Below are 17070 nucleotides of genomic sequence, written 5' to 3' on the forward strand. Positions count from 1 at the left end.
GCGGATCAGGCGTGAGGGTGCCATCCGTACGTGGAGGTGAATGCGGTGTCCCAGTCGTGGAAGTCGTTGTGGAAGAGCGAATGCGGGAAGTCGATCCCGATCTATCGCATCCTTGTGCCCGAAAGCGTCAACCAGGGCATTATGAAGGCCTGGAACGCTCGCGGGTACCGCTACACCGCCGGAGCACCGAGCGCGATCATGCTCACCGGGGGAATGCGTCGGAACTTCTTCCGCTCCAGCATGCTGTTCAAGGGCGGCACAGGCACCGGAGCCGCTGTCACTGCGGGCTTCGCCGCGCCGGGCGGTTTGGCGCTGCTGTCCGGATTCGCCGACGCCGCGCTGACATTCGGAGCGCTCGGAGGAGTGACCGCAGTGGGCACCGGTGTGTTCGCCGCAGTCACCGGACCGAAGTACTTCCGTGATCCCAAACGGCTGAGCCGGAAGAACCGTCAGCAGGTCGGACAGGCACAGTGGATCACGCCCGCTTCGCTGGGGTTCCAACCTGGCCGCAAGGAAGGCCGCGACACCGATGAGCAGCGACTGTTCCACCTTTCGGTGACGATCGCGCGAAAGATCGTCCGGACACGCGCCTGGACCCACCCGATCCTGCGCGACCACGTCTCACGTGTCGACCTCGACCATGCTGTCGCCTCGATCGGAGTGCGATTGGCCGAACTGGTCAGGCTGCGTGAGGAGATCGAGAGCATCAGGGACGCGGGCACCGCGAAGTCGGTGGAGACGTACCTGTCGAAACTCGCAGTGGCCTTCACCTCGATGGCCAACCGTGTGCTGTCGATGCACGAGTACTATGAGCATCTCATCGCTCTCGACGAGCAGCTCATGCTGCTTCACAATTCCGAACGCTCACGTGAACTCGGCGACCGCGTCCTCGACGTTCTGTCCCGGACAGCCGCCGATGACTCTGCGGACTGGCAGTTCAGGGAGCTGCGGATCGATGCTGAGTCACAGTCCTCGATCATCTCGGGCCTGGTTGCCGAGCTCGACCAGACCGCAGACGACTTCGACGATTTCGACACACGTCTGGCGGCTGCCCAGGAGTCGATCGACGCGCTCGAACCCACGCCCTCATCGGGGCAGGACCGCCGCCTGGAGTGATCCGAACGCAGACGTCGGGGCCAGTGGCGTCGGGATCAATGACCGAAGGGATCGGGATCGACACCTGGCGTCCATGAACGCCCGGGAACGTTGTACCCGTTGGCGGCCTGCTCCTTCTTCCACTTCTTCGACCAGCGCTTGTCGAGTCGGTCCACATAGAGCGTGCCCTGCAGATGATCGTATTCGTGCTGCATGATGCGGGCGAACCAGCCTTCAGCGGTCAGAGACACCGATTTGCCGGTCTCATCGACACCGTTGACCGTGACACGATCCGCGCGCTTGAGTGGAAAGTCGAGACTGGGTACCGAGAGGCACCCTTCGGTCTCCTCATCGGGATCCGGCCGGGTGTCGGGGATCTTCGAGGCGATGAGCAGGGGGTTGATGAAAGTGCCGCGTCTGCGGACTCCCGCGTCATCCTCGGCGTTGAAGACGAAGATGCGCTTAGCCACGCCGATCTGCGGAGCGGCCAGGCCGACACCGTTGCTGGCATCGAGGGTCTCATGCATATCGGCGATCAGGGTGGCGAGCTCGTCGTCGAAGTCGGTGATCTTCTCCGCACGGTGGTGCAGCACAGGCTCGCCGTAGATGACGATGGGATGAATAGGCATGAGGACAATCGTATCGGCTTTCCCCACGGCATTCCGCCTGCCCTTTCGCCCGGTGCTCTGCACGGTCAGCAGCAGATCCACGATCGTCTCAGCGTCTCAGATTCGCACTCCTTCGCCAGTGTCGAAACAGTGGTGCGGCGTATCGAAGGTGGAGCGTCAGAGGAGACAAAATCGTCATTCGCCGCCTTGATTGTTCAGCGGTTCTCTCGGATCAAGCCCTTCTTGCCGCGATCAGAAACGGGTTCTTCATTGACTATGACTCGCGATGACATGATATTTCGCCCGAAGCGAACATAGATTGTTGAGCAACCGTATGGGGAACAACCTCGAATGTGCCGTGGTTATGATGGTGATGAACCGTCTCGGTCCACGAGACGAGATCAGCAGCTGAAGCCTTCGGCTGATGGTCGCGTGACTGATTCGTCACAGCCCTCAGCACCGGGCGAACAAAGAAGCTTGAAAGGACATGTCTTGACCATCTTCAACAATGTTTCCGAACTGGTCGGCCGCACTCCGCTCATTCGCGTGAACAAGGCCAGCGAACGTTCCGGCGCAGAGATCGTCGCTAAGCTCGAATCCTACAATCCCGCGAACTCGGTCAAGGACCGCATCGGTGTCGCGATGATCGACGCCGCTGAGGCCTCGGGTGAGCTCAAGTCGGGCGGAACCATCGTTGAAGCGACCTCCGGCAACACCGGCATCGCCTTGGCCATGGTGGGCACCTCACGTGGATACAAAGTTCTGCTGACCATGCCGGAGTCGATGTCGAAGGAACGTCGTGCACTTCTGCGCGCCTTCGGTGCCGAACTCGTACTCACCGAAAAGGCCAAGGGCATGAAGGGTGCCGTCGAGAAGGCGGAAGAGCTTGCCGCTGAGGGTGCGGTGCTCGTCCGCCAGTTCGAGAACCAGGCCAATGCCGACATCCACCGCGCTACGACCGGTCCGGAGATCCTGGCTGACACCGATGGCAAGGTCGACATCTTCGTCTCGGGCATCGGCACCGGCGGAACCATCACGGGAGCCGGAGCCGCTCTGCGTGAGGCCAACCCGGACGTCAAGATCGTCGCCGTCGAGCCCGCAGCCTCCCCGCTGCTCTCCGGTGGAGACGCCGGCCCGCACATGATCCAGGGACTCGGTGCCAACTTCGTCCCCGGCGTGCTCAACACCAAGATCTACGATGAGGTCATCACCATCGAGAACGAGGAATCCTTCACCCGCGCCCGCGAGGTCGCGAAGGAAGAGGGACTGCTCGTCGGAATCTCGTCAGGTGCCGCACTTATCGCCGCGGAGCAGCTGGGTGCACGCCCTGAGAACGCAGGCAAGCGAATCGTCGTCATTCTGCCCGACTTCGGCGAACGCTACCTGTCGACTCCGCTGTTCGCCGAGTACATGGACTGAGCAGAGGAACTTCGGCCGAGCACTGCCTGGGGCAGATGCAGGTTGACCGGTGAGGGCGTCAAACACATGTTTGGCGCCCTCACCGCATTGAGGATTGACGATCACGAGCGTGAAGGACTGTTGAGATGAAGGCACTGTGGACTCTGGCGGCTGGGGCGATCGGCGCAGCCGCCTACGGACTGAGTCGACCCGGGGTGCGCGCGGCTCTGCGCGAAGACCTCGATACCGTTCGCAGACGCGATCCTGCGGCCAGGAACGACTTCGTCTCGCTGGTCTCCTACCCGGGCATGCACGCGATCTGGGCGCACCGCGGGCTGCACCGCCTGTGGCAGAACGACACCACCAAGGTGCCTGCCAGGCTGATGTCCCAGGCTGTGCGAACTCTGACTGGCGTCGAGATCCACCCCGGCGCCCAGATCGGGCGACGCTTCTTCATCGACCACGCCAACGGAGTCGTCATCGGCGAGACCTCTGAGATCGGTGACGACGTGATGCTCTACCACCAGGTCACCCTGGGCGGAACGTCGATGGAGCAGACGAAGCGTCACCCGACCATCGGCAATCACGTCCTCGTGGGCGCCGGTGCGAAGATCCTCGGACCTGTCGTCGTGGGCGACAATTCCTCAGTCGGCGCGAATGCGGTCGTCGTCAAGGACGTCGCCGCCGACTCGAGTGCAGTCGGAATCCCGGCAAAGGTCAGGCCCTATAAGAAGCCCATCGGCGCCGAGGCGGCCACCTTGGATGCCGCTAGTGCGCGGTCCAAGTACGCCGACTTCGAACTGATCGACCCCGCCATCTGGATCTGATCGCCATCTGGATCTGAGTGCCAGCCAGATCTGAACGAGAGGCTTGCTCACCTGCCTCACGCAGAAGCGCAGTCTTCGCCGGGCCCACCCCGTCGGCATCCCTGAAGGATCTCGACGCGAAGGGCCCGGCGATTGCTGTCCCCTGGCGTTTGAGGGCGCCGCGTGATCACTGTGTGACGAAGCTCGGGAATACTTACCCGGCAGTGTCTGTTAAACTTTCAACTAGTTACTTCAAAACTGAAGCTATTCAGTTCAAGGGGAGTTCGCGAGCGGCGAGCAGAAGGAGCAGACATGGAACTCGGAATCTTCACCATCGGAGACGTCACCAGCGATCCCTCCAATGGGACGACGGTGTCTGAGAATCAGCGGATCAAGAACACGGTCGAGATCGCCAAAAAGGCCGAAGAGGTCGGCCTCGACGTCTTCGCCACCGGTCAGCACCACAACCCGCCGTTCGTCGCACCCGCGAACCCGCCGGTCCTGCTTGCGAACATCGCGGCACAGACGGAGAAGCTGCGTCTGTCGACAGCCACCACGCTGATCACCACCACCGATCCGGTGCGCATCGCCGAAGACTACTCCTATGCTCAGCACCTCTCCGATGGACGCATCAGCCTGATCATGGGACGCGGCAACACGGGCCCCGTCTACCCCTGGTTCGGCAAGGACATCCGCTCGGGCATCCCACTGGCGGTGGAGAACTACAACCTGCTCTACCGCCTCTGGCGCGAGAAGAACATCGACTGGGAAGGCAAGTTCCGCACGCCTCTCAACGGGTTCACCGTGACACCGACACCACTCGACGATGTCCCACCCTTCGTGTGGCACGGATCTATCCGGAGCCCCGAAATCGCTGAGCAGGCCGCGTACTACGGCGACGGATTCTTCCACAACAACATCTTCTGGCCGATGTCGCACACCGCCCGCATGGTCCAGCTCTACCGTCAGCGCTACGAGTACTACGGACACGGAGCCGCGCACCAGGCGATCGTCGGACTCGGCGGTCAGGTGTTCATGCGCAAGAACTCGCAGGACGCCGTCAACGAGTTCCGTCCGTACTTCGACAATGCGCCGGTCTACGGCCACGGCCCCAGCCTCGAGGACTTCTCGACGCAGACCCCGTTGACCGTCGGATCGCCCCAGCAGGTCATCGAACGCACCCTGAGCTTCCGCGACTGGGCCGGTGACTACCAGCGCCAGCTCTTCCTCATCGACCACGCGGGCCTGCCGCAGAAGACGGTGCTGGAACAGCTCGACCTCCTCGGCGAGGAAGTCGTCCCGGTCCTGCGGAAGGAATTCGCGAAGGACCGTCCGGCCGACGTCCCCGATGCACCGATACACGAGTCACTCGTCATCCGTCACAGCGAAGGCCGGGACCCCATCCCCGGCGGCGGTCCCGGATCGCGTGCCTATGCCGACCGTCAGGCCAAGGCCGCAGAGCAGAGTGAGACCCAAGGAGCTGATCGATGATGCGCATCCTCAGCATCACGACCTCGCTGAGCGAGGACTCGACCACACTGAAACTGTCGAACAAGATCATCGCGGCGGCCGCCTCGGCGGCAGAAGCTGCAGGTCTGAGCGCGGAGACCGACCACATCAACGTGCGGAACCTGAGCTCAGACCTCACCGATATGGCCCTGACCGGGTTCCGTTCGGAGAACCTCGAAGCAGCATTCGCACAGGTCGCCGAGGCGGAGGTGATCGTCACCGTCGCACCCGTGTACAAGGTCGCACCAGTGGGCCTGCACACCTTGTTCTGGCAGCTCATCGACGAAAAGGCACTGGCGAGCAAGCCCGTGCTCATCGGCTCGACCGGCGGCACACCGCGGCACTCACTGGCCGGGGAGAACGTGCTGCGTCCGATGCTGTCCTACCTCAAGGGCATCGTCGTGCCGACGACGGTCTTCGCCGCGACCGATGATTGGGGCAGCATCGAAGGCGGCCGCAGCCTCAACGCCCGGATCGCACAGGCCAGCGAGGAGCTGATCGGATTGGCAGCGAGTCTGAACGGTGCCGGCGCCGATTCGAGCGCAGGCCCTGCTGACGAGGGCGACGACACCGACACTGCGTCCACGACGACCGGCGAATTCGGCCGGCGTGGCGCGCGGCGAAACCCAAGCATCGATGATGAGTTCGATCCCGAACTCATCACCCCCTTCGCGCAGCTGCTTGAGGGATGACGATGGTCGAGATCAAGCTCGGCCGGGATCGTGACGCGCTTGCGCAGAGATCGTGGCGGCTGTACTTCGAGACCTCGCAGCGTCTCCGGCAGAACCTCGAGGGCAATCTCAAGGACAGGGCCGGTCTGACCGTCAGCGACTACAACACGCTGCTGCTGCTGTGGGAGGAGCCGACTCACCTGCTGACGATGAGTGTGCTGGCCAAGAAGTTGGTGTTCTCACCCTCACGGCTCAACTACCGGATCAAAGTGTTGGAAGACGCCGGTCTGGTGACGAAGACGGAATGTACGGAGGACAAGCGGGCACACAACGTCGGCCTCACCGAGGCTGGAGCGCAGGCCTTCCTCAGCGCGGGGCGTCAGCACCGGGAGAACATCGACGAGGTGTTCCTCTCCCACGTCGACGATGAGGAGCTCGAGGTCATCGAGCGAGTATTCGCAAGGATCGGCAAGGCGCTGCCCGAATAGGATCTCCCTGATCAGACCCTGCCCGAGTGAGGCTGTTCGTGGGACAATGTGTCTATGTCGATCAAGACCATTGCCTTCCCAGATTCGGAACTCCGCAACCGCGTCATCGCTCGGATTCCGGCGCACCAGCGTGCCAACGTCGACCTGGTCGTCTACTCTGACGCCGAGAAGTCGGCGAAGCTGAGCCGAGACGATGTCGATGTCGTCGTGCTTCCGTACCTCGATTCGGGTGCGACCATCGAACTGCTCGACGAGCTGCCGAACCTGAGCCTGGTCGTCACCCAGACCACCGGCTACGACCCGGTCGCGCACCTTCCCGAGCGCGGCATCCAGGTGGCGACCGCCTCGGGCGTGCACACCGGCGGAACGGCCGAGCTCGCCCTGACTCTGACCTTGGCCAGCCTGCGCGGCATCGATGACGCCGTGCGCGCGCAGAGTGCAAGGATCTGGAATCACAAGCGCAACCGTTCCCTGCAGGACCGTCGCGTCATGATCATCGGCGCCGGTGAGATCGGGTCGGCGATCGCCGATCGATTCGCACCCTTCGAAGTCGACCTCACACGGGTCGCGACGAGGGCACGCGAAGACGATCGCGGGACAATCCACAGCGTCGAGGAGCTGCCGACGCTGCTTCCCCACACCGAGGTGGTCGTCCTCATCACGCCTCTGACCGAGTCGACGAACAAGCTTGTCGACAAGGACTTCCTGGCCCAGCTGCCCGACAATGCTCTCATCGTCAACGTCGCTCGAGGCAAGGTCGTCGACACCGACGCGCTCGTGGCCGAATTGAGCGCCGGTCGTCTCCATGCCGCACTCGACGTGATGGATCCCGAACCTCTGCCGGAGAACCATCCGCTGTGGGGGACGCCGAACACTCTCATCACACCTCATGAGGGAGGAGACACCTCGGCGTTCGAGCCTCGGGTGGTGCAGATCCTGGCCGAGCAGGTCCGTCGTCTCAACGACGGCGAGCAGCCGCTCAATCTCGTCTCCACGGAGTGATCCGAACTCACCTCACGGAGTGATCCGGACTCGCCCTGCGGAGTGATCGCAGCAGCTGACGAAGAACCGCCGGCAAGTTCTCGATGAACTGCTCAAAACAAGTTCCAACATGCGAGAACTTGGCATATGCATGCCGGACTCCGGCGTAGAGTGCCTGCATGAGCATTGATACGAACTCCACCACCCCGGACATCAAACCCCGATCCCGCGACGTCACCGACGGACTCGAAGCCACTGCCGCACGCGGCATGCTGAGGGCCGTCGGAATGGGCGATGACGACTGGGTGAAGCCGCAGATCGCCATCGCGACCTCATGGAACGAGATCACCCCGTGCAACATGTCTCTGCAGCGTCTCGGCGCGGCTGCCAAGGAAGGCGTCCACGAATCGGGTGGATTCCCCTTGGAATTCGGCACGATCTCCGTCTCCGACGGCATCTCCATGGGCCACGAGGGCATGCACTACTCGCTGGTCTCCCGCGAGGTCATCACCGACTCCGTTGAGACCGTGATGAGCGCCGAGCGTCTCGACGGATCCGTCCTCATGGCCGGCTGTGACAAGTCGATCCCGGGCATGCTCATGGCATCGGCCCGCCTCGGTCTCTCCAGCGTCTTCCTCTACAACGGTTCGATCATGCCGGGCACCGCGAAGATGGAGGACGGCACCGAGAAGGAAGTCACCCTCATCGACGCCTTCGAAGCAGTCGGCGCCTGCCGTGCCGGGACCATCAGCCAAAAAGACGTCGACTCCATCGAGCGTGCCGTCTGCCCAGGTGAAGGTGCCTGTGGTGGCATGTACACGGCGAACACGATGGCCTCGGCCGCTGAGGCGATGGGCATGTCCCTGCCGGGATCGGCTGCACCACCGGCCATCCACCGCGATCGCACCATGTTCGCCCGCAAATCCGGCGACGCCGTCGTCAACCTGCTGCGTCAGGGAATCACGACCAAGGACATCATCACCCGCGAATCGCTGCACAACGCGATCGCCGTGGTCATGGCCTTCGGCGGCTCGACCAACGCGGTCCTCCACCTTCTGGCCATCGCCCACGAGGCCGGTGTCGAGCTCAAACTCGATGATTTCAACGAGATCGGCGACAAGGTCCCGCACCTGGGCAACGTCAAGCCCTTCGGCCAGTACGTGATGAACGATGTCTTCAAGATCGGCGGCGTGCCGGTGATCATGAAGGCTCTCCTCGACAACGGCATGCTCAACGGTGACTGCATGACGGTGACCGGCAAGACTGTGGCCGAGAACCTCGAGAGCATCAATCCGCCGGACCCCGACGGCAAGATCCTGCGCGCAATGAACAACCCGATCCACGCCACCGGCGGCCTCACGGTTCTCAAGGGCTCGATGGCTCCCGAGGGTGCGGTCGTGAAGTCCGCTGGCTTCGATGCCGATGTCTTCGAGGGCACCGCTCGTGTGTTCAACCAGGAGAAGCCGGCCATGGATGCCGTGCTGAATGGCGAGCTGAAGAAGGGCGACGTCGTCGTCATCCGCTACGAGGGACCCAAGGGCGGACCGGGGATGCGCGAGATGCTCGCCATCACCGGTGCGATCAAGGGTGCAGGCATCGGCAAGGACGTTCTGCTCATCACCGACGGCAGGTTCTCCGGGGGCTCGACCGGCCTGTGCATCGGCCACGTCGCGCCCGAGGCCGTCGATGGCGGACCGATCGCGCTCGTCGAGGACGGCGACAAGATCACCGTCGACATCGCGGCCCGCTCGATCGAACTCCATGTCGAAGAATCGGTCCTCGCCGAGCGTCGCAAGACCTGGACGATCCCCGAGAACCACCGCCTCACCGGTGTGCTCGGCAAGTACGCCAAGCTCGTGCAGTCGGCCTCCACCGGAGCCGTCTGCTTCTGAGCAGGGAACACCCGATGATCTGATCATCGATCAGTCTCCCAACTGAAGTGTGGGGGAGCCATCCATCGCCGAGGCGGTGCGGACCGATGTCCGCACCGCCTCGGCGAGCATCAGCGGCCGACCAAGACGAGAGGGACAGGCATGCACATCGTCGTGCTCGACGACTACCAGAACGTGGCGGCAGGTTACGCGAATTGGGAGGCGCTGGGGGCTGAGATCGACTTCGTCTCCCGCCCGATCCGGGACACCGAGGACCTCGTGCAGACGGTGGCCGGAGCCGAGGTTGTCGTTGCCATGCGTGAGCGCACCCTCTTCTCCGCCGACCGATTGTCACGCCTGCGTGATCTGAAGCTGCTGGTGACCACCGGCCGAGTCAACGCCTCCATCGATCTGGACGCCGCCCGCGCGCAGGGGATCACGGTCTGCGGAACAGAATCGACCACCTCGGCGACTCCGGAGCTGACCTGGGGGCTCATCCTCTCCGTGCTGCGCAGCATCCCCACCGAAGATGCCGCCATGGACTCCGGAGGCTGGCAGTCCACCGTGGGCGGTGACCTCTTCGGGCACAGGCTCGGGGTCATCGGATTGGGCAGACTGGGCACCCAGGTCGCCCGTGTCGGTGCCGCGTTCGGGATGGACGTCGTGGCCTGGAGCCAGAACCTCGATGAAGAGCGTGCCGCCGATGTCGGGGCACATGCGGTGAGCAAGGAGGAGCTCTTCGCCACCTCCGACGTGCTGACCCTGCACTACAAGCTCAGCGAGCGCAGCCGCGGACTTGTCTCGGCCGCGGAGCTGTCGCTGATGAAGCCGAGCAGCATCTTCATCAATACTTCGCGAGCGGGCCTCGTCGACATGGAAGCACTGAAGGACGCATTGGCAGAAGGTCGCATTCGCGGCGCGGGGATCGACGTTTATGACACCGAACCGCTGCCAGTCGACCACCCTCTGCGCAGCACTCCGAGGACCGTGCTGACTCCGCACCTGGGCTATGTCACCGACGACACTTATCGAATCTTCTTCACTCAAGCCGTCGAGGACATTGCCGCGTGGATGGCGGGGGAGCCGGTTCGTCAGCTCACCTGAGCCAGCGAAGTCCGGAACGGAGAAGAGCCCACCCAGACGCAGCGAGAAGGCCCGCCGGGAGCAAAGATGCTCCGCGGCGGGCCTGAACGCTCAACGTCAGTTCAGTTCAGAACGTCAGTTCACGTCGGCAGGATCACCGGACACGCGACCGCCGTTTTCCAGCGCATCGATGGCGGCCACCTCGGCGTCGGTGAGTTCGAAGTCGAAGACATCGAAGTTCTGGGCCATGCGATCGCGGTTGTTCGACTTCGGGAAGACCACATGTCCGCGCTGCAGGTGCCAGCGGATGATGGCCTGTGCCCAGGACTTGCCATGGGTTGAAGCGATCTCACCGATGACGGTGTCGGCGTAGTCGACCTTGCCCTGTCCCAGCGGTCCCCAGGCCTCGACCTTGATGTCGTGCTCGGCCAACAGCGGACGGGTCTCGACCTGCTGGAACTGCGGATGGCATTCGATCTGGTCGACGGCCGGGATGATGCCGGTGTCGAGGATCTGGGGCAGGTACCGGTGGTCGAAGTTCGAGACACCGATCGAGGTGGTCAGACCCTGATCGCGGTAGGAGGGGAAGGCCTCCCAGGTCTCGACCGAGTTGTTGTTCTCCGGCGTCGGCCAGTGGATGAGGTAGAGGTCGACATGGTCGAGGCCCAGCTTCTCCAGGCTCTCGCCCAAGGCGCGCTTCGATTCCTCGGCACCGTGGCGGTCATTCCACAGCTTCGTGGTGACGAAGAGTTCATCGCGGGCGATGCCGGACTTGGCGATCGCGCGGCCGACACCTTCCTCATTGCCATAGACAGCGGCTGTGTCGATGTGGCGGTAGCCGACCTCGAGAGCGTCGGTGACGATGCGCTCGGTCTCCTCGGGATCGACCTTGAAGACGCCGAAGCCCAGCTGGGGAATGGTCTTGCCGTCATTGAGTGTGAGTGTGGGAACCGTCAAGGTGCCGCCTTTCGTCACGGATTGGGGGTCTGTCGTACTGCAGTGCCAGGCACCGCGGTGGCGGTGCCAATGCGAGCCTATAACGCTGAGGCGGGTCTGCCGTATTCCTGAGATGGTCGCGAAAGAACCTCGGCGCTGATCCTCGGCGCTGATCCACGGGGATTGAGCCTCGCCGCCGCCGATCGAAGCCGGGACTAACTTCGTCCTTCGTCCTGAGCCCGCTTCTTACCTGTGGATCTGTCGGCGGCCTCCTGCGCCTCATCGAAGACGGAAGGACCGCCGGTGCCGGCCTCGTCGTCTTCGCGGCCGGGCGTGTGCAGGTTGAATCTGATGATCGCCCAGCGAAAGAGGAAGTAGTAGATCACCGCATAGGCGAGGCCGATGACGAGGAGCAGCAGGACGGGACCGATGCCTCCGGACAGTTCGGAGGCACGGCCGAGGTTGAGCACATAGTCGATGGCCCCGGCGGAGAATCCGAAGCCGGACTTGATGCCCAGGGCGTTGACCACCGCCAACGATGTTCCGGTCAGGACTGCGTGTACCGCGTAGAGCGGGAAGGCCACATAGGCGAAGGCGTACTCCAGCGGTTCGGTGATGCCGGTGAGGAACGCCGTCAGCGCCACCGATAGCATGATGCCGCCGATGACCTTGCGGCGCTTCGGATGGGTTGTGCGGTAGATCGCGAGAGCCGCTGCCGGCAGCGCGAACATCATGATGGGGAAGAACCCGGTCATGAACGATCCTGTCCAGGCTGCTGTCCCATCGACTCCGCTGTAGAAGCAGGTGATGTCACCGTGCAGGGTCTCACCGGAGGCATTGGTACACGAACCGAGTTGGAACCACGGCAGGTTGTTGAGCAGGTGGTGCAGGCCGAAGGGGATGAGCAGCCGGTTGACCGTGCCGAAGACGAAGCCCGTGCCCGGGTTCGAGCCGTGCTCCATGAGGAATCCTCCCACACCCTTGTTGATGAGTGTGTCGAAGACGGGATAGATGATGGCCATGACCACGGCGATGAGCATCGCCGCGACCGCCGTGACGATCGGCACGAAGCGTCTGCCGCCGAAGAATCCGAGGTAGGCGGGCAGCTTGATCCGGTGGTAGCGCTGATAGAGCAGCGCGGTGACGATGCCGACGATGATGCCGCCGAGCACACCGTAGTTGATCACCATCTCGCCGTCGCCGCTGTCCGATCCGAACGAAGGGGCGAGGGCCGTGATCACTCCGTCGAGAACCATGTAGCCGACCACAGCTGCCAGGGCCGTGGAGCCATCGGCCTTCTTCGCGAAGCCGATCGCTACGCCGACGGCGAAGATGAGCGGGAGGTTGTCGAACAGGGCCGAACCGGCCGCAGCGAGCGTATCAGCCACCGGCAGCAGCCACGATGCGAACTGGGCCAGTCCGTCGGCACCGAGCATGTCCGGCTGCCCGAACCGCTGCAGCAATGCCGCCGCCGGCAGCACCGCAATGGGCAGCATGAGAGATCGCCCCACGCGCTGCAGCTGAGCGAAGCCGGGAATCGACCGCTTTTTCTTCTTCTGCGGGGCATCATCGGTGGATGCAGTGGTCATCGGATTCCTCCTAGTGGTGATGCGCCCGGTGGGGGAGCTCCTCCACCGGCGGTGGCCCGCCGGCGAAGTGTGCGTTTCCAGCACTGTCCGTGGGTCGCCGTAGACTTGTGACGAACATCGCAGAAGACAACCCCGGCACCGGTACGTGAGTGCGGGAGACGAAGGCAGTTGGTATGAGCAAAGCAGAGCAGATCGTGGCCGGCCTCGGCGGCGCGGACAATATCAATGAGGTCGAAGCGTGCATCACGCGGTTGCGCGTGGATGTCGGCGACGAGGATCTCGTCGACGAGCGTGCCCTCAAGGGTGCGGGAGCCTTTGGGGTCGTCGTCCAGGGCAGTGCCGTGCAGGTCGTCGTCGGGCCCGAGGCCGACAGTCTGGTCGACGATATCGAGGATCTGTTCGACTGAATCGAGGATCTGCTCGTTGGGTTCGGGCCGACGAGGGCCAGCGCCGAGGTTGTTCCACCGCATCTCATGCCTCCCCGGTGGCGGCCGCTGCCACAGCCGCGACCGCAGCGGCGGCGTCCGGGCCGGACGCGCTGACCTCGACATCGTGTCCTGGGTCGATGCCGAGTCCCATGATGTCCATGACGCTGGTCGCCGAGGCGGTCGCATCGTCGCCGGTCCGACGCAGGTTGACCTCGGCGTCGAGTGCCTTCACTGCCCGGGCGAGCAGAGCCGCCGGCCGAGCATGGAGTCCTGTCGGTGCCGTGACATGGATGGTGCGCTGAATCGTATCGGCGTGAGTGTCCGAGCCGACTTCGACGGTGGTGTCCGAATCGGTGACGGACGCTTTCGCCCTTGCATCTGGTTCGGCCTTCGCGGACTGCTCGTTTCCCGCAGCATCAGCATCGTCGCTGCTCCACGGGGTCCCGTCCAGTGCCTGTCGGGCTCGATCGCGAGCCTGCTCAAGGCTCACCTCGGCGAGGCGAGCGGCGACGCGCTGCAGAGCGGGCGCCGACATCGACAGCGTCGAGACCCCCAGGCCAACGAGGATGACGGCGAGCTCGGGATCGGCAGCGGCTTCCCCGCAGACCCCCACGGGAAGCGGGGCCGCATCGGCGGGCGTGCGGGAAGCCGAACGCGGATCTTCACCGGCACGGGCAGCACCTTGAGCGGTGGCTTCGATGAGTCGGAGTACAGCGGGGTGCCCGGCCGACTGCAGATCCTCGTAGTCGCCGAGCTCGCGGTCGAAGGCCAGTGTGTACTGTGTGAGATCGTTCGTGCCGATGCTTGCGAAGTCGACCGGGCGCAGGACGGAGCCGGCGCACAGTGCCGCGGCCGGGGTTTCGACCATCACACCGGCGGAGTCCAGTCCGGCGTCGCGGACGAGCGAGGCGAACCGGGCGGCCTCCGATGCGGTGGTGATCATCGGCGCCATCACCTTCACCTCGGCGGTGGTCGGCTTCGCCGCGCGGGCGATCGCCTCGATCTGGCGTGCCAACACCTCGGGTGCGAAGGAATGCGTGCGGAAGCCGCGCATGCCCAGAGCCGGATTGGGTTCGCCACGGTTGCCCCGAAGGAACGGCACAGGTTTGTCCGAACCGGCGTCAAGGGTGCGGATGACGACGGGACGGTCAGGGAAATGGGAGAAGATCTCCGCGTACACGTCTGCCTGTTCGGCCACGCTGGGCTCTTCGTCGCGATCGAGGAAGAGGAATTCCGTGCGCAGCAGCCCGATTCCTTCAGCACCGGCCGCAGCGGCGGCGCTCGCCTCTGCAGCAGAGCCGACATTGGCCAGCAGCGGGATTCGTCTCCCGCAGGCGAGCTCGCCGTGGCCCGTGAACGCCGGTGCGGTCCACCGTGTTTCGGCGAACTGTGCGGCCCGGTTCTTCTCGGCCTCGGTGGGATCGTCGCTGAGGACTCCGGTGGAACCGTCGACGAAGACCTCGGTGCCTGTGCGGATGTCGATGACCTCGTCGCCGGCTCCGACGATGGCAGGAATGCCCAGTGCCCGGGCGAGAATCGCCGAATGGGACTGTGCTCCGCCCGTGGCCGTGACGATCGCCAGCACGGCAGCGGGATCGAGACCCGAGGTGTCGGTGGGGGACAGTGCCTCCGCGACGAGGACCGACGGTGTCGTGGGCAGGGTGATCGTGAGAGAGCCACCGCGCAGAGCGGTGATGATCCGGTCCCGGATGTCATCGACGTCCGCGGCCCGCTCTCCCAAATACCCGCCGACTGCCTCCAGACGTGCCCGCAGCTCGCCGGTGGCCTCCCAGGTTGCCCGCTCGGCCGTGAGCTGTCTGTCCTGGATGTGATGGTTCGCGAGGGCAGTGAGTGCGGGATCGGCGGCCATCTCCGCCGTCGCCTCGAGCACATCACGTGCTGTTGACTGCGCGGCGCACGCCGCTGCCGACTGAGATTCTGCAACGGCCGAGGCCGCCGCGTGGAAGCGCTCGAGTTCGAGCTCTGTCTCGGAACCGGCCGGACGTGGTGTGTCGGAGGGTTCGACGACCGTGCGCATCACCCGGTGGACCGGTCCCAGGATGCAGCCTTGGCTCGCACCGATTCCCTGCACCCTCACGACTTCTCCTCGCCCCGACCTCGGCGTCGGAGCCTGATAGTGATCTTTGACACATCGTCAGTCTAGGTGCAAAACTCCAATTTATGGGAAGTGGTGCGGAGAAGAACTCCATCGGAGGTGTTGTGGTCACCGCCACCGACAGCGCGAGCGCAGTCAACTCTGTGACCCCTGCTTCCCTGCTGGTTCGCCTGCGCTCACTCGTGCCCACGCTCAGCCGCGGTCCGGCTGCGGTGGGACGCACTGTGCTCGAGGATCCCCGTGCGGCTGTGCCCATGACCGTCCAGCAGCTCGCCTCGCATTCGCTGGCCTCTGAAGCCTCCGTGATCAGGCTCGCCCAGGCCGCTGGTTGCCGCGGCTTCCGGGAATTTCGCACCCTGCTCGCGGCAGCCACCGCGCAGGAAGAAGTGAGCCGCCCCAGCGGGCTGCCCGCCGACATCAGCGCCGATGACGATGCCGTCACAGTCGTGGCCAAACTCGCGGCCGAGGAGCAGCAGGCGCTCGCCGATACCGCGGCCTCCCTCGACATTCTCGCGCTGGAGGCTGCGGCCGACGCCATCATCTCGGCACGACGAACGGTGATTGCCGGCATCGGAGCATCGGGGCTCGTCGCTGTGGACCTGTCGACGAAGCTGGAGCGCATCGGGCTCACCTCGCGCGCCGTCACCGAAGGTCACATGGCGATGACGCTTGCCGTGCTCATGGAACCCGAGGAGCTGCTCATCGTCATCTCCTCTTCAGGAGAGACCTCCGACATCGTCGAACCCCTCGCCGCCGCACTGGAGTCCGGGGTGCCCACGGTGGCCCTGACTGTTCGTCCCCGCAGCACCCTGACCTCGGCCGACCATGTCCTCATCGGCGTCGCAGCCCGGGAGTCGGGCATGCGATCGGCTGCAATGAGTTCGCGAACGGGCCAGCTCTTCATCGTCGACGTTCTCTTCACCCTTGTATTCCAACGCCGCGGGGCTCGTGCGCGAGACGCCGTCGGCACGTCCCACCGCCGCCTGGCACCCCGTCGCAGAAGGGCAGGAAACCAACCATGACACTGACGATCTCCTCACCGGTGAACGGCACCGTGATTCCACTCGCAGATGTACCCGACCCCGTGTTCGCCGAGGCGCTTGTGGGCCCCGGAACGGCTATCGATCCCGGAGGCTCAGCCTCCGTCACGGCCCTGGCGCCGGTGTCCGGCACTCTCACCTCTCTCAAGCCCCACGCATTCGTCATCGTCACCGAAGCCGGTCCGGGGGTGCTCGTCCATCTGGGCATCGACACCGTCGAACTGGCGGGAGACGGATTCACCATGCACGCCGAGGCGGGGCAGACGGTGCACACAGGTGATCGGCTCATCACCTGGGACACCGCACCCGCCCGAACCGCTGGCAGATCCCTGGTTGTGCCGGTCATCGTGCTCGAGGGGGAGGCGGAATCGCTGACGGTGACGGAAGAGGGTTCCGTGAGCGCCGGGGATCGGCTCCTCGAGCAGGCTTGAGTTCGCGGCAGGGATGTGTG

Annotated in this window: 16 protein-coding genes; 12 read left to right on the forward strand and 4 right to left on the reverse strand. The window is 64.2% G+C overall.

The annotated features are described in order from the left end of the window. Positions 1-30 precede the first annotated feature (30 nt). Positions 31-1116: a hypothetical protein gene (locus JFC13_RS10370; RefSeq protein ID WP_332839385.1), complete on the forward strand. Its 1086-nt coding sequence runs from the start codon at positions 31-33 to the stop codon at positions 1114-1116. Positions 1117-1151: 35 nt separating this feature from the next. Here JFC13_RS10370 and def read toward each other — a convergent pair whose 3' ends face one another. Next, positions 1152-1724, reverse strand: coding sequence for a peptide deformylase (def, locus tag JFC13_RS10375; RefSeq protein WP_198396996.1), 573 nt, complete (start codon positions 1722-1724; stop codon positions 1152-1154). A gap of 471 nt (positions 1725-2195) precedes the next feature. Here def and cysK point away from each other — a divergent pair, with 471 nt between their 5' ends. From cysK to JFC13_RS10415, 8 genes are all read left to right on the forward strand, one after another. Continuing rightward, positions 2196-3122, forward strand: a complete 927-nt coding sequence (gene cysK / locus JFC13_RS10380) for a cysteine synthase A (RefSeq protein WP_143922419.1) — start codon at positions 2196-2198, stop codon at positions 3120-3122. A 125-nt stretch (positions 3123-3247) separates the two neighbouring features. Then, a complete protein-coding gene (epsC, locus tag JFC13_RS10385; protein WP_198396997.1) occupies positions 3248-3928 on the forward strand; it encodes a serine O-acetyltransferase EpsC in 681 nt (226 codons plus the stop codon). A 291-nt stretch (positions 3929-4219) separates the two neighbouring features. Then, positions 4220-5398: an LLM class flavin-dependent oxidoreductase gene (locus tag JFC13_RS10390; protein WP_198396998.1), complete on the forward strand. Its 1179-nt coding sequence runs from the start codon at positions 4220-4222 to the stop codon at positions 5396-5398. Next, a complete protein-coding gene (locus JFC13_RS10395; protein WP_232488456.1) occupies positions 5395-6108 on the forward strand; it encodes an NAD(P)H-dependent oxidoreductase in 714 nt (237 codons plus the stop codon). Before JFC13_RS10390 ends, JFC13_RS10395 begins: the two co-directional genes overlap by 4 nt. Before the next feature lie 2 nt (positions 6109-6110). Beyond that, a complete protein-coding gene (locus JFC13_RS10400; RefSeq protein ID WP_198396999.1) occupies positions 6111-6575 on the forward strand; it encodes a MarR family winged helix-turn-helix transcriptional regulator in 465 nt (154 codons plus the stop codon). A gap of 54 nt (positions 6576-6629) precedes the next feature. Then, positions 6630-7577 (forward strand): 2-hydroxyacid dehydrogenase, encoded by a 948-nt coding sequence (locus JFC13_RS10405; protein ID WP_198397000.1) that lies wholly within the window; start codon positions 6630-6632, stop codon positions 7575-7577. A gap of 158 nt (positions 7578-7735) precedes the next feature. Beyond that, on the forward strand, positions 7736-9448 hold the full coding sequence (gene ilvD, locus JFC13_RS10410) for a dihydroxy-acid dehydratase (RefSeq protein WP_198397001.1): 1713 nt from the start codon (positions 7736-7738) through the stop codon (positions 9446-9448). Between the two features lie 141 nt (positions 9449-9589). Continuing rightward, positions 9590-10531 (forward strand): D-2-hydroxyacid dehydrogenase family protein, encoded by a 942-nt coding sequence (locus JFC13_RS10415; RefSeq protein ID WP_198397002.1) that lies wholly within the window; start codon positions 9590-9592, stop codon positions 10529-10531. 114 nt (positions 10532-10645) lie between these two features. Here the strand turns inward: JFC13_RS10415 and JFC13_RS10420 are convergent, their stop codons facing one another. After that, a complete protein-coding gene (locus JFC13_RS10420; protein ID WP_198397003.1) occupies positions 10646-11467 on the reverse strand; it encodes an aldo/keto reductase in 822 nt (273 codons plus the stop codon). A 194-nt stretch (positions 11468-11661) separates the two neighbouring features. Beyond that, on the reverse strand, positions 11662-13035 hold the full coding sequence (locus JFC13_RS10425; protein ID WP_198397004.1) for a PTS transporter subunit EIIC: 1374 nt from the start codon (positions 13033-13035) through the stop codon (positions 11662-11664). A gap of 173 nt (positions 13036-13208) precedes the next feature. Here JFC13_RS10425 and JFC13_RS10430 point away from each other — a divergent pair, with 173 nt between their 5' ends. Beyond that, complete coding sequence (locus JFC13_RS10430) at positions 13209-13442, forward strand: glucose PTS transporter subunit EIIB (RefSeq protein ID WP_198397005.1); 234 nt, start codon at positions 13209-13211, stop codon at positions 13440-13442. A gap of 64 nt (positions 13443-13506) precedes the next feature. Here JFC13_RS10430 and JFC13_RS10435 read toward each other — a convergent pair whose 3' ends face one another. Beyond that, positions 13507-15561: an HPr family phosphocarrier protein gene (locus JFC13_RS10435; RefSeq protein WP_198397006.1), complete on the reverse strand. Its 2055-nt coding sequence runs from the start codon at positions 15559-15561 to the stop codon at positions 13507-13509. A gap of 83 nt (positions 15562-15644) precedes the next feature. On the opposite strand from JFC13_RS10435, the gene JFC13_RS10440 reads away from it, so the two are divergent. Beyond that, positions 15645-16601: a MurR/RpiR family transcriptional regulator gene (locus JFC13_RS10440; protein ID WP_198397007.1), complete on the forward strand. Its 957-nt coding sequence runs from the start codon at positions 15645-15647 to the stop codon at positions 16599-16601. After that, positions 16598-17050 (forward strand): PTS sugar transporter subunit IIA, encoded by a 453-nt coding sequence (locus tag JFC13_RS10445; RefSeq protein ID WP_198397008.1) that lies wholly within the window; start codon positions 16598-16600, stop codon positions 17048-17050. Before JFC13_RS10440 ends, JFC13_RS10445 begins: the two co-directional genes overlap by 4 nt. The last annotated feature ends 20 nt before the right edge of the window (positions 17051-17070 follow it).

Source organism: Brevibacterium antiquum, assembly GCF_016107655.1.
Taxonomy (GTDB): Bacteria; Actinomycetota; Actinomycetes; order Actinomycetales; family Brevibacteriaceae; genus Brevibacterium; species Brevibacterium antiquum.